Source organism: Cohnella silvisoli (genome assembly GCF_021190915.1).
GTDB lineage: Bacteria > Bacillota > Bacilli > Paenibacillales > Paenibacillaceae > Cohnella > Cohnella silvisoli.
The window spans coordinates 433,515-455,237 of sequence record NZ_JAIOAP010000001.1 but is presented as its reverse complement, the minus strand read 5'-3'; the positions used below and the strand labels follow the sequence as shown (position 1 = coordinate 455,237).

Sequence of the window (21,723 nt, the reverse complement as noted above, 5' to 3'; positions counted from 1 at the left end):
ACCACAAGGAGTGTTGATACACTCGCATGTGGTAATTAACAAGAGATTCTACACTTTAAACATTATTTTCCAGATCAGCTTTAGCTAAATCAATTGCTACTGCTAATTTTATTTGTCTTATCTTACTTAAGCCTTTTTTGTATTGTGAAACTGGTTTGGCCTCAATTAGTGGATCAATGTTTATATCATGTCGATCTAATTCGATAATTACAATCACATCATCATTAACAAGTATTTTATAGAATTCCTCCCCTTGTTCCAGTAACCAATGAAGTATATAAGCCGTTTCCATTTCTGGAAATCTGCCTTCCAATAATTGAAGTAATCTAATGTCTTCATAGATAGCTCTCTTGGTTTTGAGCAATTCCTCTCTAATATCTAGTTCAGTTTTACTACCAATAAGTCTCACTTGTTTCACCCCTTATTCAGATCAACTATTTGATTATTCCTGGTGATACGGTATCTAAATTACCGTACTTATCAGTTAATACAGACATTATTTTTGTAGGCTTAAACTTATTAAATTTATCAAGTCCGATAGGATTTTTATTTTTCACTTCTCGAACGTACAGAGTTCCTTTTTCCATACTTTGTAAGGTTCTTGTAATAGGAGTATTTATAACCTTATTACTCTTGAGTAAATTTCTAAGTTCATTCTGAGATATTGTAAATTGTGATGCATTTTTAGTAGAGAAATGCCTATTCACCACATGCTTCCATCCTTCATTTGTAATATTGATTCTGGATTGAACACGGCCCGGAATTTTAATTTCTTTCTTACCCTTAAATAACCCTTTCGCTTGACCCCAGACACTTTTTGCTGCTCTCTTTGTTTTATTCAATAATCCTGGAATTTTTTTAGCAATCTTAGGAACCTGTTTTATTCCTGTAATCGCAGCCTTTTCATACCTAAGCGGAGTACCATCTAATCCATCATAAAATTCTTGACACCCAAACCAAGGGCAAAATTCACCTATCGTCTTATCGTAAACTTGTTTGGGTGCAGCCTTGGCTTCTTTTACAACACCTTTAGCAGCTCCAGAAAATACGCTTTTCATATAATCTAGAGGATCAAACGAACCGTAGGAATGACCCGATGGATCAAAATAAATCAAAGGATTATTCCCAGCATACGTGTATAAATTCAACGTCAGAGGATTCTCAATCTCACCCTCATACGTATCCTCACTAATAAACCGAGCTGGACGAGGATCGTAGTAACGGGCTTGAAGATAGTAGTATTGCGTCTTCCGATCCCAATAATATCCTGCATAGCGGATTGGGTTTTCCTTAACCAGATCGGTCGTGATGTCCTCGGTCGTCTCGTCTGCTTCTTCTGCTAAGACACTGTCCAAGGTGATTCCATCGGTTGATGTTTGAGTTTCTTCAACCACTGTCCCCGTCTCAGAAGACAAGCTTGGAGTTGCTGCTTCAGCTTGGATCTGGTTCCCATTGCCTGGATGGTAGTCCGGAACTGTATTGCCGCTGCCATCTTCCGGTCCTTGCACGGAACCCGGACTACCGTTGCCCGTACCTAGGTCGCCGATCCAGCCGATGCCTTCGCGGACGCGTTCGCCGTAGCGGTTGTACATGCGGGTGACGAGACCCCAGGCGTCGTATTCGTAACGGGCGGCCACTTTACCGTCCTTGTCGGTGAGCGCCATGACATCGCCGTGGCCGTTGTAGACGTACCAGAACGTCTGGCCTTTGAAGGTAATCGATAACGGACGGTCGTTGGCGTCGTAGGTGTACACTTTGGTGGTCTCGCCATCGTCACCATCGTCTTCGTCTCCGCTTACGATTTCTTCCGTGAGTACCCACGTATCGCCTTTGTAGTGATACGTCGTCGTTTGCTGCTCGCTTCCGCGGTGATTAAACTGCGTCTTTGTGATACGGCGGCCGAGCATGTCGTAGGTGTACTTCTCGCCGAAGCCATCCGGGAACGTTACTTTCGTCAATTGTCCGCGAGCGTTCCACTCGTACTTGCTGCGCCCATCGGTAAGGAGGCTTCCGTCAGCCTTATACTTGTAGTCGTATTCCTCGTAACGAATGAGATTCTCGCGGTGAACGAGTTGATTACGGGAGTTATACGTATACTTCGTCCCGATAACCGTATATCCTTTACCAACTTCGCGAATCCGTTCAAAAAGCTTCGTTTTCTCGCCTGGAGGCAGGTTCACTTCGCCATTGACGATGTTATCGATGGCAGCGAGAAGATGCTCGATTTTGCCGGTTTCAAAAATCGTATCGATTTCGATGCTCGAGCTCTCGCCCGTTCCTCCGCTGGTTTCTCCATCGGTGCCAAACTTCTTCTTGAGCTTCTTGTACAGTCCTAGCTTCTTGCCATTGCCATTCTCCAATGCTTTCTGCCAGCCTTGGCCGTTGCCTTTACCGCCATTGCCGTTGCCATTGCTACAATCCCCTGAGCCACTTGAGTCTTTATCCTTATCTTTGTCTTTGCCATTGCCATTATTGTCCTTATCTTTGTCTTTACCATTACCATTTCCATTATTGTCCTTGTCTTTGTCGTGCCCATTGGCATTTCCATTTCCATTTCCATTTCCATTACCATTTCCGTTGTTGCCGTTGTCCCCGCTGTTGCCGTTGCCATTTCCGTTGTTGCTGCTATTTCCGCCAGCATTGTCGCTACCGTTGCCATTGCCATTACCACCGCTGTTACCATTGCCACCACCATTGCCGTTTCCGTTATCGTTCTTGGCAATGAAATCCATGTTGGTGGATGCAATATAATTGGAATTCGTAGATGCGTCTTTTTTATTCCCATTGCCATTGCCATTGCCATTTCCATTGCCGTTCCCATTACCATTATCCTTGTCATGCCCATTGGCATTTCCGTTGTTGCCCTTGTCTTTATCCTTGCCATTGGCATTCCCATTCGGTCCGCATGATGGACCATCCCCCGGGTCCGTTGGGTCGGTTGGATCAGTTGGATCTTTTGGATCGGTTGGCTTAGGAGGCTTCATACCGAAAGATGCCAGCACCATTTCGACAAGCTCGTCAGATGTAATGACCTTCTGCTTATCTTCCTTCGTGCCCTGAATGACCATTTTACGAACAGTTCGGTTGCCTGCTCCATCATACTCGTATTGCATGACGTCGCCCTCTGGCGTCTCGATCCGAATCAACTGCTCGCGGTCGTTGTAAGCATACCCGGAACGATCTTGATGATCTTTCACGCCGGTGATAAAATCCCGCGCATTGTAATCGTAGCTGCTGGAATGCAACTCAGTGCCCGACATTTCCGTCTTTTGCGTACCGATAAGATGACCCGGCTTGTAGGCAATAGACGTCACCGTACCGTTCGGATACTTCACCGCTGTCACATAACCGTCTGCGTCGTATTCATACGTGTACTTATGCCCGTTGGCATCCGTGTAGTTGAGCGGGCGTCCATTGGCATCGTTGCTCACTTCGGTACGTTTGCCGTTCACGACTTCGGCGGATAACTCGCCATTCTCGTTATACTCATACAGAACGGTATCGCCGTTCGGATACGTTACCTGTTGGAGTTGGTTGTTGTCATAATAGGTGTACGTTAGCGTACCTTCGGCATTGGTGCGCGTTAGCACGTTGCCTGCATGATCATACGTGTAGGCAATCCAAGTGCCGTCGTTATAGGCTTCCCGGGTTTTTCGGTTCATGAAGTCGTACTGATACTGCGTCGTCAGACCACCCGGTTTCTTCTCAAGCACAACATTGCCGTTAGGATCATACTGGTATTCAAAAATATCTTGTCCGGCTTCGGCTCGAACGACAACCTTTTGCAGACGGCGCCCCAACTCATCGTAATCGTATGCGGTGAGTTGGGCGTTTCCGTCCTTCTGGCTCGTCCGGTTCAATTCGGCGTCATACGAATAATCCGTCTTCAATTCGCCGGCAGATGCCTGCGGTTCGACAATCGAAGTCAGGCTGTCACGATTATCGTAGTCATAACGGACAGGGCCGTACACCGGACGCACTTCTTCTCTCTTATTGCCGATAGAGTCATACCGGTAGGAAAAAACACCCTCGTTCGGCGTTTGCTTAGATGTCAAACGTCCCGCAGAATCGTAACCGTATTGCGTCGCTTCACCAAGCCGGTTGAATTCCGTCTTCGTCCGACCGTCTAAATCAAGGCTGAACCGTTGAATCTTGCCGAGCGCATCCTTCTCTTCCAGCTTATTGCCGCGGTAGTCGTATACCCATTCCGTATCGCGGCCAAGCGGACGGCGCTCTGCCAGTACATGACCTGCCGCGCTATACTCAAACTTCACATAATGTCCGACCGGATCGGTCTCCATCGTCTGCTGGCCTTCGGCATCGTAGGCATACGTCGTCGCGTGACCGTTCCCGTCGATGGAAGCCACCATAAGCCCCCGCGGATCGTACCTGTATTCGTTTAAGATTTGCTCGCCAGACATGGAAGGTTGCGCATAATGGATTTCTTGAATCAGGTTGTTGCCGGGATCGAAAAGTGAACGAACGACATTCCCGTTCGGATCTTTCGTAAGCGCAGCGTTACCGGCCCCGTCATACACATAATGCGTCAAGGCACTGATATTCGCCGCGCTTAAGTCTACGGTTCCTTCTTTATACGTGATAGCATCGGTCATTAAGCCCGCGAGATCGTAACGGGACTCGGTAATGTTGTTCAAGCCGTCGAATGACAACACTTCGTTACCGGACGTATTGTACACGGATTGTTTCATGCTGCCGTCCGGCTCTACCATCTTGATTTGGCGACCCATAGAATCATAGGTATAGGCGGTAACCCGCTCCTGCATCGATCCGTTACCAACCGCATTTTGTTCCACCACTTGCTTCAGAAGGCCATGAGAGTCGTACGTATATCCTGTAACTAGACCTGAAGAAGAAGTCTGTTGCGCCAAATCTCCTTCCGGAGAATAGCGATAGCCCGTTGTCGCCCACTGACTGCCGTTAAGCTGACGCTTCTCTTCCAGCACGTTGCCCCATGCGTCCGTCTTGTACATGAATTTCTGCGTGGCACCGGAACTATCTATGGCTTCGGTCCTTTCGATCACGCGGCCGTACGAATCGGTCTTCGTGAGAATCGTTTGCCCTTCTTCGTTAACCGACTGCACCTCGTTGCCGAATGCATTATACGCAGCCGACGACACGTCCCCGGATTCAGACACAGTGCGAACGAGCTGCCCCAACGGGTCGAACGATTCCTTCCGTGCCAAAACCACCGCTCTTCCGCTCTCATCCAGAGCAGGAGTCAACGTTTCGACAGTACGGCCCGTATAGCGGTACTCGGTCTTATGCCCATTACCATCGGTAAAGCTGAGCATGCGTCCCAGTTTGTCGAACGTATATTGCTGACGCTGCAGCGTTTCATGCCCTTCATAGAGACTATCGGCTGTACCTGAAGCTAGCGGTGAGCCGTTCCATTGAGGGATCGGGCCTCCAACCGAAGCTTCAAGAACTTGCCCATTGCCGTCATAGACATATCTCATCCACGAATCGTTCGGGCGTTTTTCCTCGATTAACCGTCCAGCGCTGTCATAGCGGTTCTTAGTAACCGCAATTTGCTCGTTCAAAGAACTGGAGCCTGCCGCAATATTGCTTGGGAAAACAGGCTTAATGAACTGCTTCTGTTCAATAACCCGATCCCACGCGTCATACGCATATTCGGTACGTCCGCCGTCGGCTGCCACGGCTGCTTTCTGGCGGCCAGCCGCGTCGTATTCGATCGTTGTCGTCAAGTTGTCAGGCGATACTATGGTTTTGACCGGTTGCCCAGCCTTGTCATACTTCGTCTCGGTCGTCTCGCCCTGCGAATCGGTACGCTTCACGACAAGCCCGCGGCTGTCGTAAACATTCGTTTCTTCCCGCCTTCCTTCCGTGCCTTCTTCGAGAGGAAGCGTCACCTGCGACAAAACATTCCCCACGCCGTCTACTTTATAGGTCGTTTTCGTCAAACCATCCGTTTTTTCAATCAAGTTCCCGCTATCGTCATATCGATAGGCATGAGTGACGGTATGTGTTTGGTCGCTCTTGTCCTTCTGAATGACCTTCGTCGCGCGGCCCCAAGCGTCATACTCGAAGTCTTCGATCAAGCCGGTCGGACCTTCGCGATGCGTAAGCCAACTAACCTCATTGAAGGTCGATACGGTTACCGCTTCATCAGGTGTTCCCTTGTCGGACGTCTGCCGCAAAATATTGCCGTGCAGATCGTTCTCGTAGGATAAACGTGATCCGTCGGTGGCCAAAAATCCATTTTCGTCATACGTATAATCGAAAATATTTCCGCTGCCATCGGTCCGTTTCACCAACAGACCTTTGCCGTTATATTGATCTTTCGTCGTGATGGTCTGATTCTCGTTAACGTCTGCCGGATCAACGGCTAGCCGCGCTGTCGTTCGGGAAAGGATTTTACGTCCGTCCTTCTGGTACGTATACAAAACGTTATAACCTAGCGGCCCGGTCTCGCTTAATAAATCATGCTGGGCGTCATACGCGTAACGAACGATTCGGCCGGATGGACTTTGCTGCGCGATGACATGATCCTGTTCATCATAGCGATAACGAGCCTGGCGTCCTAGCGGATCCGTCTCGCTGATCAGATTATTCGCGTTGTACACATAGGACGTCTTCGCTTCTTCCGTCCCGGTCGCCGTCTCCACATTTTCCACGCCCTCCGTCGGCAGATTCGCACTGTTCCAACGAAGCTTATAATCACCGAGGGGCTGCTGTACGGTCGCCTCACGGGTTCCGTATTGTACCCCGAGGAATTCCTCCGCGTTATCCTGCTTGCGCGTCATGCCCATACGAGTCACGCGGTTACTTTCATCGTATGTCCAAGCCGTCGTAACCGACTCCGGCGTTGCTCCTTCCTCTTTCCGCACATTATTGCCGTTATCGATGACTTTGGAAATCCGATGCAAATCATCGTAAACAAAACGGGTGATCTTCTGGGACGGATCCCGGTATCCGACAAAATCGCCTTGCTCGTTATACATGAAGAAAAACTTCCGCTTAGCGCTCCCCGGCTGACTGCCGATGCCGTCCAAATCCGTGATAATGGTAGACTTCATATCTCCGGTATTTGGCTCGTAAGTAAATTGCACCAAATGCCCACTCGTATCTTTGACGCTTTCGATCCGCAAGTCCTGTTGATGATAGTCGTTCGCGCCGGTCCATTCAAAATAGATTTCATTCAAGTAACGGTCCTGAATCATCCAGAAACGTCCATCGTTCTTGAAGCGATAGCGAAGCTGGTCAGGCCATTCCATGACGAACGCGTTGGGGTCCTTCGGATTGCTAGGGTCCAGCGTTAAATTCGGGTAATTCTGCCGCTGTCCGTTCGCATAGGTGACATACCCGGTCCCTTCCGGCTTGAACCAATACACCGTTCCGTCAAAGCCTTGCCAGGTGATGTTCCCGCCCTCCCACTTATTCAAGCGGGAATCCAGGTTAAAATTCCATCCGTAACCGAACGGGCCTTTAACCCGGTTCTGATGATTGTATGTAAAAAAGATATCCAAATCGACCCCAGGCCCCTGCTGCGTAAAGCCTTGGAACGTCTGCGTCCCGTTGCCGGTTGCCAAGTTGATGCGCGTATTTTGCCCAGCTACGACGGCTTGCGCGTTCGGCACGTATTCTTCAGAACCCGTCCCCGTAATAAAAGGATACACAGGCAGTGTCTCTTCCGTCTTGTTGCCGGCAATGTCCTCTACCGTTATCTTCAGCCGTTCCGAATTTCCCGGTTGAACGGATACGGCGGTACGAAGCGGAGAGGTTGTCCAGCTATTCGTGCTCGTCGTTGAACCATTTACCGTTACTTTCTTTAATCCGCCTACCATATCGCGCGTTTCCACCGCAAGCTGATTGTCTCCGAGCGGAAGTATGCCTATAACTTCGGGTGCTGTACGGTCTAGGACAAAAAGCTGATATTCCATGGAATAGGCGGGAGCGGTTTTCTCAACCAGACGAGGTTGACCGCCCGCTTTCAGCGGAGGGAGCTCGAAGGTGACCGTAGGCGGCGTCGCCTTTAATCGCCAATGATAGAAGCCGTCCGGGGACGGATTATTCTTGGCGTCTTTACCGTTCCATGGATAGGTATTTGCGCCTGAAGTATCCGTTCTGTCGTCGACAAGCGTTTGTATGGTGCCGCTCTTCAGTTCTTTCACTTCTACCGTTACGGAGTAGCCCGCCGGCGGGCTAACAGCTTGCCCTTCCTGCGCGTCGATCCAGTCTTGTAAATTATCATTCCAAGTGAATGTAATGCGGCCATTGCTTATGGAGAAAATAGCGGCGGTATCGTTCATTTCCAAATAAGCGCCGCCCGCACCGCCGCGTTCCTCTACCATACTGGGACGTTTTACCAGAACTTGATCACCGGTAAAAGAATAATATTGCGGCGTTTCCGTCTGATCCGGGCCGTCCGACCAAGGTTCCTGATGCTCTTCGCTCAGACTCTCCAACAATGATGATACTTGTTCCTGTACTGCGTCTCCGCCCGCAGCTAACGCGTCTCCTAACCGGTCTGCCGCTTCTGCCCAAACCGCTGCAGGAGCTAACCCTAGCATGAAAGAAATTAATAGTGTTACAGACAAACTACGAACCCAACCTTTGCCTCTCATCGCGCACCCCATATTCCCGATATAAAGCAAAAAGCCGCAACGCCTAAGCGTGCGGCAACGCAAAAAGATGCGAGGCTCAACAACTTCGGCGGTCTGGCGATCCAACGTGGGACCCATGACTTTGCGCCCCCACCTCGCGATGGGTTTGCCTTTATCGGTTTTAATTTTTTGATATTAAAGAAAAATTTGGATAATGCAATCCTTATTATAGCAAAAAACTGCGTCTTGAGAATCGTTTTTTAAGATATTTTGTAACTTTTTGTATATTGATCGGACTTTAGGTCCACATCTCTTGGCACACCTAACAAAAAGAACCGTCCCTTAAAGTCTTCTTCAGACTTCTTGGGACAGTTCCCTATGAATCGTTCCCTATGACCCGGCACCCGTTATTTATAAACCTTCGTATGTTCCGTACCTATTCCATTGACCGAAGACCAACTCGATACTAGCCACCGTCCGCCGTCATAAACCAATTCGTAGCTCGTATAGATGGTTCCGTCTATAGGCGCTGGAGCCTTATCCTCCATGTAATAAGTAATTTCGCTATAATCGACCTGCACGTTCACCTGCGCCGAATATCCTCCGTCCTCGAGCGGTATCAGAACAAAGCTGTCCAAGTCGAAAGTCATCCGGTTTATCGAGCCTTTATACTTCTGAGCGTTCGCCTTCATGACTCCGATATAATCCGATATGTTGGCTGTCCACTCCGCGCTCGCATTTTTTAGCTTGCTGGCATCCATTTCTTGAAGCGACTGGGTCCAACTCGTTACAAAATCATGGGCTGAGGCCATAATGTCCTCTTTCGCCGATTCGTTCAACCCCCCCATGTTAACTTCCATCTGGTCGGAATCGATCGGATGCTCAGCGCTTTTCATTTTGCCCCATGGATATTCCGCTTCCAAATACATCTTGTTGGAACCGTCCACCACGATCGGTCCGATTTGCTGTCCATCCGCGACGACGAGCCCGATATCCTTGCCGTTAATGAATATCCGGGCTTTATTGTTATTGGAATAGACGTTGACGTAATGTCCTTCGAGCTCAAGCCTAACGGTCTTTGGGGTGCTTTCCATTGGAAAAAGCAACACCTTCTGCTTATTCTCTAAGGTTGTATACTCCCCTTCATAGACGGCTTTCATATCGTACTCACCCGGAAGAAGGGGACCGACCTCGATCACGGATTCCTCCCCGGTAGCCGCGCCCACCTCTTTGCCATCCACCAAGATTTTGGCACCTTCGTAATTCGTTTGCACGGGAACCATGTACCGTTTGACTATCAACTCGTAATCCTTATAGAAAAGCCAACGCCGCTTGTCCTTCTTATGCAAATAAACGAATGTAACGTCATCCGCATTCCCGAGCGCTTCCACATCGCCGCTTTGCAGCAACTTAGCTTGGCGCTTCAATTGGTCGGTTACTTGGATCAGGGCATCCGGATTCGACTTTAGATAATGTGCGATACCGTCAGCCGCCTTCTGATCGAAGCGGTTCTCTTTGTTCGATGCGGATAATAAGTCATAGAGCTTATCCCCATTGCCGTCTTCTACCGCTTTCTCGAAACGATCGATGAGTCGGTTTTCATCCGTCAAATACTTGCCCGTTAAATAGGCTCCAACCGCTAACACCACGATTAGCAACGCGCTGCCTATTAGAATCTTAGCTTTTTTCGACAATACAATCATTGGTTTGCGGGACTGCGGTATAGATTGCGGAATCGCTGCCTCTATTTGAGACTGTGGCTCCGCATCTTGGGCTGCCGAAGCGCCGCATTCCGGGCAAAAAGCATAATCGCTTTCCATTTTCGTTCCGCATTCCTTGCAGTAATGGGTTATAGCGATGATGATCACCTCATCTCTAAGTTGTCTTAACTTCTAAAAAGGAATGAACCTCCGAAGCCTCCGAATAAAGTATGTAGAATATCATTGCCGAATAACCCTAGTAAAATAGCAGAAGCAACATAGGTAATAATAACGCCATAAAATGCATCCAGTCCGCCCGCATGATCCTTCTTAAAGCTATAGATGACGAAACAGACGGCTACTAACCACGAGAAAAGCCCAATACCGATTAACAACCCCATAACCGTTGAACCGCTAATCAATAAAGAAAACAAGAGAGCGATCAGGAAAGAAGCAACCGATGGAATCATGAAAGTACCGAACCTAGCCGTCACTTCCCGGTAATTAACCCCTGCATTCCCCAGCTTAAGCACAAGGAAAATAACGGAGTTCACTAGCATCACAACGATCAACATAAAAAAGAACGGCTTAATCACGACGTTGCCGAACGAAATATGAGATTCCAAACCGAAGAAACCTATATTGCGAACAGAAGCGCGAAGCTGAAAATACATGATTAGCGGTAGCGTCAGCGCGAATAGGATAAACGTGATCAATCCGTTGACCATATGACCATCATTCGAGCTTTGACCCGTTTTAACCGGGCTTTTCAGCGCTTCCAGGAAATAAGAGAGGTATTGTTTGCTTATTTTTTTCACCTGTTGAATCTGCTCATTAGGCTGCGCGGGTGCCCCCGTATATGAGGGTGCAGCGGTGTGCGCATGCTGCTGAATAGGCGGTTGATAGTCGCTGTTCGTCACCTCCGATGTTGCTGCTATTTCTAGATGGGCACCGCACTTTACGCAAAATCTAGCCGCTTGATTGATATGACCGCATTGGGTACATTGCACGCGCTTTTCATCCTCCACATAATTGCTATAATCTAGTAATAATTCCCTATTAATCATACGTATTATAGTAGGAAACGAACTCATACGTCTATCCTTAATCACCTAAAATAATCTTAAAATTTCCCCATCCTGCGTGCATATATACAACTCTCCTTCAGAATCCCTGCCGAACGATGTAATGTTCGCGTCCGACTGCAGCAGCGTCTTGTTTTCTACCGTTCCGTCCCCGCGTTGGCGGAGCGCCCACAGAGTGCCCATCCCATAATCGGCATAAACGTACCACCCGACGAATTCCGTCAACTGTTCGCCCCGATACACATAACCACCCGTAATCGATACACCTTGATCGCGGCCATAGGTGAACAGTGGTTGCTCTAGCCCCGATTTGTTGCAGCCCTCCTTAGGTTTGAAACACTCCGTTCCCTCTTGAATATGCCAGCCGTAGTTTTTGCCTTTCTCAACGACGTTGATTTCCTCGAAACGGTCTTGTCCTACATCTGCGGCCCATAGCTTACCGGTCGCCTCGTCGAAGCTGAACCGCCAAGGATTACGCAGCCCGTACGCATAGATTTCCTCCTTGCCCTTGCCGATGAACGGATTATCCGCGGGAATCGCGTATGCTTGCCCATTCGCGCTGCGATCCACGTCTATTCGCAATATTTTGCCAAGCAGGCTGTTCAGATTCTGACCGTTATTGTGCGGGTCTCCCCCGCTCCCGCCGTCTCCTGTTGCGATATACAGATAGCCATCCGGACCGAATGCCAGTTGACCGCCATTGTGGTTGGCATAAGGTTGTTCGAAAGTTAACAGAATTTGCTCGCTGGAGGGATCAAGACGTTCAGGCTGATTCGGATCGGCATCATAGCGCGCGATTACCGTATGGGTCTGAGTCGTGTAATTGACATAGGCTTGGTTAGGATGCTTCGGATGAAAGGCGAGGCCCAGCAGCCCTTGCTCGTTGCCGTCGTCGTTGACTCGCTCCGTAATGTCGAGCACGTTCACCGGCTTGTCCGAAGGATGCTTAAGGTTCATGCTAACGATTCTTCCCGGCTGCTCAATGATATATAGAATATCCTCGGATCCGGCTCGTTGCTCCAAGCCTACCGGTTTATCGAATGTCCGCGTTCCGAAAATAGAGCTAAGAGAGGGGCCGCTCGTTTCCTCCGAGACGTCCGTCGATTCCGGTTCCTTCGAGCCGCCTCCCCAACATGCGGCTAGGCTAAACATCAACAGCACTCCCGTTATAGCCATCACCAATCTTTTCATCATAATCAGCCCCCTTTACCCAAGATCATCGCATATGGATAAAGGGATCACAAGGGGCGGCTTGGTCCGTCAAAATATTCATTTCATGAGCTTGGATTTTTGATATACTATCCATATGAATTCCGCGAGGGGGAAGATACATTGTCCGACCAATTAAATAGAATAGAAGATATGGTAGTAACCCTCATCAAGATGCAAGGCGCAAGCAATGCCAAGATTGAAGAACTGACTGAGGAAATGAAGAGCATGAAAACCGAATTAAAAGAAGAAATTAATGAAGTTCGGGAAACGCTTCACACCTTCCGCTCCGAAACGAACATGCAACTTAAGAAGATCGATCGCCATATGAAGCTAATCGAGGAAGACCTGGACCGCACGATGGTATCCGTCGAATCCATGCAGCCCCCCAATAATTAATTCCATTAAAAGAAGCTTACCCGGCAACGTTCACGGGTAAGCTTCTTGTTTCCTTAACGTCTCGCCGTATTCCCAGCTGCTGAAGTGATCCTCCCACACGATGTGGTAAAGGTTTTCATGAATTTCCATAATGATTCCCTTCGTGCCGTCTTGCACAAAAATAACGTGATCGCCAATTTTCATTCCACGTCCCACCCCTCACCCGAGTCGAAAGACGATACCGTGCCCGCCCTTTGGATATACCCACTTGATGTTCTGATGCGGGCAGCCAATCCTGCAGCTTCCGCACTCATGACAGCCCTCGTAGCCGACGTGCATGCGTATATCCTCCCATTTGTACACTTCGGCCGGACAGAAAATCGTGCAAATCTTGTCCGGACAGCTCGTCATGCATACTTCCGTGTCCATAACATGCAGGTGAGATTGCGTATCCGCGTTGAACCGGAGCAAATATTGCTTCTCCTCAATGTTGGCCGCTTTCGCGGCGGCGGCGGCTTGCGGTTGCGATTGCGGTTCACTCATTTACTTCATCACCTTCCATGCCCGGAACAGATCGCGGGCGATCTTGAACTTCTGCTTGGCCGGCCCGATGTCTTGCCAAATCTTCTTCTGCTTCTCCCACTTGGATGAGCCGTCTACCGTAAGCATCTGGCTTGCCGCCTTGTTCATCATCGGAATATATTGCTCGAAGTATTGCGGGAATTTGTCGAAGTGATGGGTGGAATCCTTATATTTCTTCATATCCTGACCGACAAAGCTTCCCATGAGCTTCTTGCGGTATTCATCCAGCGAAGCTTCGGAGAAATCCTCGCGTTCCCTCGCCGCCACGATCGTCTCCGCGGCCAGCCTGCCTGAAGTCATTGCCATATTGGAGCCTTCGCGGTGAATGGCATTCACGAGCTGCGCCGCGTCCCCAACGACGAGCACACCTGCAGCGACAACCTTCGGTATCGAATTGTACCCGCCTTCGGGAATGAGGTGCGCGAGATACTCCTGCGGCTCCGCTCCTTGAATGTACGGGCGGATCATCGGATGGGTTTTCACGTATTCCATCAGCTCGTATGGTTTTATCTTATGCTTGATGAGCCCGGAAAGTAACGTTCCTACGCCGATGCTGAGCGTATCTTTGTTCGTGTACAGAAATCCGGTACCGAGGATGCCCTTGGTCGCGTCTCCGAACAGCTCGATCGTACAGCCTTGACCTTCCTCAAGGCTAAAACGATCCTCGATGATTTTCTTGTCGAGCTTCAGAATTTCCATCGTTGCCAGCGCCACTTCGTCGGGCCTGAACTCTTTATGGAACCCGAGCGACTTGGCAAGCAATGAATTCACTCCATCCGCGAGCACGACCACGTCCGCCCTTAGCTCGCCGTCCGGTCGATCCGTTCTCACGCCCACGACTTTACCGTTCTCCACGATGCATTCCAGCACGACCGTTTCATTAACGAGCAAAGCGCCCTTCTCGACGGCTTTCGCCGCGAACCATTGATCGAACTTGGCCCGAAGCACGGTGAAATTGTTGAACGGCTCCTCCGCCCATTCCATTCCCTTGTAAGAAAAAGTAACCGCCGATGCCTTATCCATCATCATGAACCTCTGTTCCACGATCGGGCGCTCTAGCGGTGCTTCCTTGTGGAAATCGGGGATGATTTCCTCCATCATTTTGCGATAGAGCACGCCGCCCATAACGTTCTTGGACCCCGGGTACTCCCCCCGCTCGATAAGCAGCACGTTAACGCCCGCTTTGGCTAATTCGTAAGCGCAGGCAATTCCCGCGGGCCCCGCTCCAACGACGATCGCATCAAACTTTTCCGGCATCGACCTCTTCCTTTCTTCCTAACGCGGTTTTGAAAGCTTCGGTGAGCATCGGCACGATCGTCAGCGCATCGCCCACGATTCCATAATGGGAGGACTGAAAAATCGGAGCCGCGGGGTCTTTGTTAATGGCGATAATGAGGCTCGAGTTCTGCATCCCGACCAAGTGCTGAATAGCACCCGATATTCCGATGGCAAAATAAATCTTCGGCGTCACGGTCACCCCAGTTTGCCCGACCTGATGGTGATGCTCGATCCAGCCCGCTTCGACTACGTCCCGGCTTGCCCCCACCGCCGCGCCAAGCGTCTCCGCCAATTGATGCACCACCTGGAACCCCGCTGGCCCGCCAAGTCCTTTGCCTCCGGCTACGATAATATCGGCTTCGTCAATCCGAACCCGTTGCGTCGTCGTTCTGACGATTTCCAATACTTTCGTGCGAATGTCGTCTTCCGTGATCGGAATGCTCTCCTCGATGAGCTCGCCGGCTGCTTTCGCTTTGCGGGGCAACGCTTTCATCACTTTAGGCCGGACGGTCGCCATCTGCGGACGATATTTCTTGCACAGGATCGTCGCCATGATGTTACCTCCGAATGCAGGGCGACTTGCGAGCAGCAGCCCTGTGTCCTCCTCTACATCCAACTGCGTCGTATCTGCCGTAAGACCCGTCGGAAGATCGGTTGCCACAGCGCTTGCTAAATCTTTACCCGTGGAAGTGGCGCCGTATAACAGAATTTCCGGCTTATGCTTCTCCACGCAAGCGAGCATCGCCCGCATATACGTTTCCGTCCGATAGAATCGGTAGATCGGATCGTCATACACATACACCTTGTCGGCCCCATACTCGAACGCTGTCCGCGCAAGCGCCTTTACGTTGCTGCCGATAAGCACACCTGCGAGCACCGCCTTTCTTTTATCCGCGAGAAGCCGACCTGCTCCCAGAAGCTCGAGAGATACTGGGGCGACGGCTCCGTCTTTCTCCTCAATAAACACCCATACTCCGCGATAATCATCGAAATTCAATGGGTTCCACCCCCTAAGGCAGCTTCGAACAATTCTTTGCGCTGCAACACGATATCGAGAAGCTGGCGAATCTGTTCCACCGGGTCGCCCTCCAGCAGCGTGCCGCCTTGAGGTTTCTGCGGCGCCCATACCGAGCTGACAATCGTAGGCGAACCTTTCAAGCCTAGCTGTGCCTTGTCGATGTCGGATAGATCGCTCACCGACCAAATATGCGGCTGATAACGCGCGGCCCTCAGCATATTCGGCATCGTGGAGTATGGTACTTCGTTAATATCCTTCTCTACCGAGAAGAGGCAAGGCAGCGTCGATCGGATTACCTCGTAGCCATCCTCCAGCTTCCGATGCACGATCGCATAACCTTCCTCTTGATTAATCTCGACAACTTTGTTGACTGAGGTTAGCGGCGGCATATCCAACCTTCGCGCTATTCCCGGACCGACCTGCCCCGTATCTCCGTCGATCGTCATTTTGCCGCAGATGATGAGGTCGATCGGGAGGATCTGCCCGATCTTCTCCAGCGCTTTCGTCAGCGCGTAGCTCGTAGCAAGCGTATCCGCTCCCGCGAAAGCTCGATCCGTAATCATATAACCTTCGTCTGCGCCGATCTCGATGCATTTGCGGATGGCCTTAACGGCCGGCGGCGGACCCATCGTAAGCACCGAAACGACACCGCCATAACGGGCTCGGAGCCGAACCGCTTCTTCCACCGCATGCGAATCGTAAGGATTCAGAATGGCAGGAGCGCTAGAGCGATCCATCGTATTCGTCTTCGGGTTCATCTTGATGATCTTCGTATCCGGTACCTGCTTAATGCAAGCAACGATATGCAGCATACGTCTCACCCTTTCCAGAAATCCGGCTCAACCGATCACTCTTATCTATATTAAGCGGAAGCCGATATCATGACTGGGTTTGTCCACTTGCCGCACCAAAAAAAGACAGCATGTTCCCGAAATCTTTTCGGAAGCATGCTGTCTTTTCCATTGGACGTCCTATTACTTTAGCTTTATGTCTTTGGTATCGCTGAACGGCACATACACAAGCTGACTCCCCATATCTATCCATAGCGAATACAATTCATTTCCGACGCATTTAAGATCATGCAGTTCGCCTTCCATCGTGTTCCCGTTCTGCAAAGTAACGATATACATTTTCCCGTTCGTTAATTTTAATTTACCCACCTACTGCCCCCCCTAGTGTTTAATTCAGATTAGTGCTATTTTGAACAGCAAAAAACCAAGCTCTCCGAGCAACCCGGCTGTCATCCCGTCCCTTCAGGGAACGGCTTAGACCCGTGGCTTTGCGTCTCCGCCTTTCGGACGGATTTGCCTTTGTTCTATTACTTGGCTGTGATCGAAAACAATTTTATTACTCTTATTGTCCTATGCACAATTCGACAATTAAAGCGTTATTCCCTGCTATCTAATCAGCTTCCGACAAAATATTACTTTAGACCTACGCCTACTGAACTAAAAAAGAACCCGAGGATCGCTCATGTCCAAGGGTTCTTTTTTGACTTTTTATCCGAATATCGCATCGATAACCGGTTTTGTATGTCCGCCCGGATAACAGAGATAGAGCAGAACATATACCGTAACTCCCGTTATCACGGTAGCAAACCAGATAAGCGACGTTACTTTACCCCACTTGCGGTGCTTGGCGAACTTCTTGCGATAGGCCAGCGTCAGCGTTGTAATTCCGAATACTGCCGCTACCGTAGCCAATACAATATGGAACAACAAGAAAATCAGGTACACCGTCTTCAAGCTTTCCGGTCCGTTAAACATCGTATTGCCGATGAAGATGGTCCGCGACACATAGATGATGAAGAAGCAACTCGCCGCTATAGCGGCGGAAACCATTACCTTCTCGTGCGCTTCCCGTTTCTTCTTGATAATCAACCGCCATCCGATGGCAACGAGTATTCCACTTAATAGAATGAAGCTTGTACTTACTAGTGGAAAGATGTCATACCATGACATGTAACATTCACCCGCTCTATCATCATAACTGCTAGCTTGCTTTTATCTTATTGTACCTGTCCCAATCGGTTTGTTCAAACGTTTCGGCACACCGTCACACATTGTTAATAAATCTCTCATCCGCCGAGCCTATCTCTCCGTAGCGCTCAACCGGCTAGTCGCCACGGGATCCAGAGCGTCGTCGTCTTCTCGCGCCCGCTCCCGGCGATACCATTGCATGAACACCGCATACAACGCAGCCGCGTTGACGAACTCCTGGACTAATTTCATCACGATGCCGCCCAGCTGTTGATCGTCCCTCGGGCTCATCAAATTGAAGAATGAGGGTCCTTCGAACTTGCTCAGCAGATCGGCGGGGTTGCCCGAGACGCAATACCCCATCGCTTTAACCCATACCTGCGGATCGTTATAGACGGCGAACAACGGTCCGCTGGCGAATATAATCATCACGCAAGCAGGAGTCAGAAGCAGCCCGCTCATAAAGATATAACCAAGCGTAAGCAGATTGGACATCCTTTTCCATTCCCGAATCGGGCAGTACACATGCCACCACATCATCATTGCAGAAATAAATAGAACGATGTAATAAATTCGATGCACCGTAAAATGAGTCATGATCCAATCGTGATTATCCGGCACGTGGTAGATGGAAAACAAAAGCGTAAACGAAGCCAAGCTGATGATCGGATTCATGATAAACCGGAAAACAGGTAACCTCCAGAATCCGGCCTGGAACATCCAGCGCCATAACCAATCCGGAATTCCGTAAATCAGCATCGGGGGAACAAGAATATACGCTATGGCCATGTTTGTCATATGAAACGTGAACATCAGATGCCCGAGCAAGCTTAACGGGCCGCCTTGCGTCAAATACAACAACACGATCGATATAATAAAAGACAGTTGACGTAGGACGGATACCGATTGACTTCCTGCGAACCGATGTCTCCAAGGACCGACGACGAACGTGTACACAACAACGACAGCCATCATGAAGAGCATGAACATCGGACTCCACAAGTCGCTAAACGAAAAGTACTCCAACCCCCACATAAGCCGTCAACCTCCTCTTTACATAAAAAGAGAGGTCGGATTGTGGCCCGCCTCTCTGCAATTAAACCCATTGATTCCTTACCACCAAACCCAATACAGGGCCATGATCACCATGGTGAATACGACGAATACGCCGGCAAAAATCGCTATAATCGGAAACGTATGTCCGCGATCCTTCATATGCATCCAGAATGCCATCTGAATGAATACCTGAACGACAGCCATCGCCACCAAAATAATGTACGTAAACGTCGGATTGATCTCGCCCGCGGATACTGCCGCAAAAGCGATAATCGTAAGCGCAAGCGACATTACGAAGCCGACGATATGTTTCTGCGGACCTTCCACCTTATGGCGTTTAGTCTCTTCTCCGGAAGCCGAATGGTTATGGTTGCTCGACATGAGATTAACCGCCCACCTTTCCCATCAAATAAACAACGGTGAAGATGAAAACCCAGACAACGTCGATGAAATGCCAGTAAATGGCTGAAATATATACTTTCGGTGCCGTCACTACGGTCAAGCCTTTTTTGAAAATTTGACCGATGATGAGGCTGATCCATAGTACCCCAAATGCAACGTGAGCTCCGTGGAAGCCGACTAGCGTATAGAACGAGGAGCTGAACGCGCTTGTCGTAAAACCATGACCCTCATGCACATAGTGCCAGAACTCGTAAATCTCAAGCCCAAGGAAGCAAAGCCCAAGCACGATTGTAACGACCAGCCAACCGACCATGGCGTTCTTCTTATGGTGATGCAAGGACTGAACCGCGAATACGCTCGTTAAGCTTGAAGTCAACAGGAGCATTGTTGCCGCGAATACCATCGGCAGTTGGAACAGCTCGTTAGCGGTTGGGCCATCTCCGATATTATGACGCAAGGCCAAGAATGCGGAGAACAACGTTCCGAACAATACGGTTTCCGCGCCAAGGAATATCCAGAATCCCAATATTTTATTGCGGGCTTCCAATGTCGCTTTTTCCGGTTCGTGCGGCAACTGTCCGTCTAAGTGATCGTGTGCGCTCATGCGTGCACCCCCTCATCCTGATCTTCCGGCTCGATATGGAAACCGTGATCGTCATACAAAGAACGGAGGATCATGCAGGCGAACGTAATCAATAAACCAAGACCGCCTACGATAAGACGATCATACATAAATCCGAAACCTGCGATGAACAATCCTAAACTCATGATTAATGGCAGAATCGATGGCGAAGGCATATGAATCGATCCAACCGGTTCGGCTGGCGTCATCGCCGTCTTTCCTTCCATTTTTTCCTTCCACCATGCATCGTAACCGCGAACGAGCGGAGTTTGCTTGAAATTGTACTCCGGCGGCGGAGAAGGAATCGACCACTCCAGCGAGCGGCCATCTTCCCAAGCATCAGCCGCGGCGTTACGAGGCTTCGACCAAGTAATGAAGATGTTGAGCAGGAACGCAATCGTACCGATACCCATCAAGAATGCGCCGATGGTACTTATAAAGTTCATGTTATTGAAGCCTTGACCGTCTAAGTAAGTATAGACCCTGCGCGGCATACCAAGCAATCCAAGGAAATGCTGGATGAAGAACGTCAAATGGAAACCGATAAAGAATGTCCAGAACGTAATTTTCCCAAGCGTTTCATTGAGCATGCGTCCGAACATTTTCGGCCACCAATAATGCAGACCTGAGAAAATACCGAAGATCAAGCCGCCCACGATAACGTAGTGAAAGTGAGCAACGACAAAGTAGGTATCATGATATTGGTAATCCGCAGGCGCAGACGCTAGCATAACGCCGGTGACTCCGCCCATAACGAAGGTTGGAATAAATCCGATTGCGAATAAGCTCGCCGTCGTGAACCGAATCGATCCGCCCCACAACGTAAACAACCAGTTAAAGATTTTCACGCCGGTCGGCACCGCGATCAACATCGTCGCGATCGAGAACAATCCATTGGCAACCGGTCCAAGACCTGTCGTAAACATGTGATGAGCCCATACCATAAATCCGAGGAAGGCAATCAGCACGGTTGCGAATACCATGGAGCTGTAACCGAAAAGACGCTTACGCGAGAACGTGCTGACAACTTCTGAGATTACTCCAAAAGCCGGCACAATCAGGATATATACCTCGGGGTGACCGAACACCCAGAAAATATGCTCCCATAGCACTTCATTTCCTCCGTTAGCAACTTCAAAGAAGTTAGCGTGGAAAAGCCTATCGAACATGAGCGCAACCAGACCAACCGTCAGTGCAGGGAACGCAAACACGATTAGAGCTGACGTAATAAAGATGGTCCATGTGAACATAGGAAGTCTCATAAAAGACAGCCCAGGCGCCCGCATATTAATGATTGTGGCCATGAAGTTAATACCGCCGAGCAGTGTTCCTATCCCGGCAATCTGCAGACCAATGACGTAATAGTCTACCCCATGCCCGGAGTTATATGTCGGCCCCGCTAGGGGCACATATGAAGTCCAACCCGCATCCGGCACCGTACCTGCAAACCAGCTAAGGTTAAGCAGCACCCCTCCGAAGAAGAAGGTCCAGAATCCGAGCGAGTTCAAGAATGGGAACGCTACGTCGCGAGCACCGATTTGAAGCGGTATAACCGCATTCATAAGCGCGAACAATAGCGGCATCGCCGCCAAGAAAATCATAGTCGTTCCGTGCATCGTAATCAATTCATTAAATGTATCACTGGAAACGACGTCATTCATCGGTTTCATAAGCTGAACCCGAATCACGACCGCTTCCAGCCCGCCGATCAGGAAGAAGAACAGACCTGCAATCATATACAGAATCCCGATCTTCTTATGATCGACGGTCGTTAGCCAATCCATCAAGCCGGTATATCGCTTGACCGTGTGTCCATGTGCTGCCAAGGC

Annotated in this window: 17 protein-coding genes and 2 riboswitches; of the genes, 1 reads left to right on the top strand and 16 read right to left on the bottom strand. The window is 49.6% G+C overall.

Going from position 1 to position 21,723, the window contains the following annotated elements:
* Positions 1-55: 55 nt before the first annotated feature.
* The 5 genes from K7P76_RS01945 to K7P76_RS01925 form a co-directional block, all read right to left on the bottom strand.
* Entirely contained in the window at positions 56-409 is a 354-nt protein-coding gene (locus K7P76_RS01945; protein WP_232182423.1) for a hypothetical protein, read from the bottom strand.
* A 25-nt stretch (positions 410-434) separates the two neighbouring features.
* Positions 435-8,723 (bottom strand): RHS repeat-associated core domain-containing protein, encoded by an 8,289-nt coding sequence (locus K7P76_RS01940; protein ID WP_232182422.1) that lies wholly within the window; start codon positions 8,721-8,723, stop codon positions 435-437.
* A riboswitch (cyclic di-GMP riboswitch) is annotated at positions 8,691-8,766 on the bottom strand. (Overlaps the previous gene by 33 nt.)
* A 226-nt stretch (positions 8,767-8,992) precedes the next feature.
* The gene (locus K7P76_RS01935) at positions 8,993-10,405 is read right to left on the bottom strand and encodes a zinc ribbon domain-containing protein (protein WP_232182420.1); all 1,413 of its coding nucleotides are present in this window, start codon (positions 10,403-10,405) and stop codon (positions 8,993-8,995) included.
* Between the two features lie 65 nt (positions 10,406-10,470).
* Positions 10,471-11,295 carry a zinc ribbon domain-containing protein gene (locus K7P76_RS01930; RefSeq protein ID WP_232182418.1) on the bottom strand — a complete coding sequence of 275 codons (825 nt, stop codon included), beginning with the start codon at positions 11,293-11,295 and terminating at the stop codon, positions 10,471-10,473.
* Positions 11,296-11,397: 102 nt separating this feature from the next.
* The gene (locus K7P76_RS01925; protein ID WP_232182416.1) at positions 11,398-12,564 is read right to left on the bottom strand and encodes a PQQ-dependent sugar dehydrogenase; all 1,167 of its coding nucleotides are present in this window, start codon (positions 12,562-12,564) and stop codon (positions 11,398-11,400) included.
* A gap of 138 nt (positions 12,565-12,702) precedes the next feature.
* On the opposite strand from K7P76_RS01925, the gene K7P76_RS01920 reads away from it, so the two are divergent.
* The gene (locus tag K7P76_RS01920) at positions 12,703-12,978 is read left to right on the top strand and encodes a hypothetical protein (RefSeq protein ID WP_232182414.1); all 276 of its coding nucleotides are present in this window, start codon (positions 12,703-12,705) and stop codon (positions 12,976-12,978) included.
* A gap of 30 nt (positions 12,979-13,008) precedes the next feature.
* Here K7P76_RS01920 and K7P76_RS01915 read toward each other — a convergent pair whose 3' ends face one another.
* The 11 genes from K7P76_RS01915 to ctaD all read right to left on the bottom strand — a co-directional run bounded on the left by K7P76_RS01915 (position 13,009) and on the right by ctaD (position 21,678).
* Complete coding sequence (locus K7P76_RS01915; RefSeq protein WP_232182413.1) at positions 13,009-13,161, bottom strand: hypothetical protein; 153 nt, start codon at positions 13,159-13,161, stop codon at positions 13,009-13,011.
* 15 nt (positions 13,162-13,176) lie between these two features.
* Entirely contained in the window at positions 13,177-13,500 is a 324-nt protein-coding gene (locus tag K7P76_RS01910) for a ferredoxin family protein (RefSeq protein WP_232182411.1), read from the bottom strand.
* Positions 13,501-14,796 carry an FAD-dependent oxidoreductase gene (locus K7P76_RS01905; RefSeq protein WP_232182410.1) on the bottom strand — a complete coding sequence of 432 codons (1,296 nt, stop codon included), beginning with the start codon at positions 14,794-14,796 and terminating at the stop codon, positions 13,501-13,503.
* A complete protein-coding gene (locus K7P76_RS01900) occupies positions 14,780-15,814 on the bottom strand; it encodes an electron transfer flavoprotein subunit alpha/FixB family protein (protein WP_232182408.1) in 1,035 nt (344 codons plus the stop codon). The genes K7P76_RS01905 and K7P76_RS01900 overlap by 17 nt, the downstream gene beginning before the upstream one ends.
* Complete coding sequence (locus K7P76_RS01895) at positions 15,811-16,647, bottom strand: electron transfer flavoprotein subunit beta/FixA family protein (RefSeq protein ID WP_232182406.1); 837 nt, start codon at positions 16,645-16,647, stop codon at positions 15,811-15,813. Before K7P76_RS01895 ends, K7P76_RS01900 begins: the two co-directional genes overlap by 4 nt.
* 162 nt (positions 16,648-16,809) lie before the next feature.
* A complete protein-coding gene (locus K7P76_RS01890; RefSeq protein WP_232182404.1) occupies positions 16,810-16,995 on the bottom strand; it encodes a hypothetical protein in 186 nt (61 codons plus the stop codon).
* A 64-nt stretch (positions 16,996-17,059) separates the two neighbouring features.
* Positions 17,060-17,154, bottom strand: a riboswitch (cyclic di-GMP riboswitch).
* 180 nt (positions 17,155-17,334) lie between these two features.
* Positions 17,335-17,796 (bottom strand): DUF420 domain-containing protein, encoded by a 462-nt coding sequence (locus tag K7P76_RS01885; protein WP_232182402.1) that lies wholly within the window; start codon positions 17,794-17,796, stop codon positions 17,335-17,337.
* A 129-nt stretch (positions 17,797-17,925) separates the two neighbouring features.
* Positions 17,926-18,849 carry a cytochrome c oxidase assembly factor CtaG gene (gene ctaG, locus K7P76_RS01880; protein WP_232182393.1) on the bottom strand — a complete coding sequence of 308 codons (924 nt, stop codon included), beginning with the start codon at positions 18,847-18,849 and terminating at the stop codon, positions 17,926-17,928.
* 78 nt (positions 18,850-18,927) lie between these two features.
* On the bottom strand, positions 18,928-19,251 hold the full coding sequence (locus K7P76_RS01875) for a cytochrome C oxidase subunit IV family protein (RefSeq protein WP_232182391.1): 324 nt from the start codon (positions 19,249-19,251) through the stop codon (positions 18,928-18,930).
* A gap of 4 nt (positions 19,252-19,255) precedes the next feature.
* Positions 19,256-19,876, bottom strand: coding sequence for a cytochrome (ubi)quinol oxidase subunit III (locus tag K7P76_RS01870; RefSeq protein ID WP_232182389.1), 621 nt, complete (start codon positions 19,874-19,876; stop codon positions 19,256-19,258).
* A complete protein-coding gene (gene ctaD / locus K7P76_RS01865; protein ID WP_232183426.1) occupies positions 19,873-21,678 on the bottom strand; it encodes a cytochrome c oxidase subunit I in 1,806 nt (601 codons plus the stop codon). The genes K7P76_RS01870 and ctaD overlap by 4 nt, the downstream gene beginning before the upstream one ends.
* Positions 21,679-21,723: the final 45 nt, after the last annotated feature.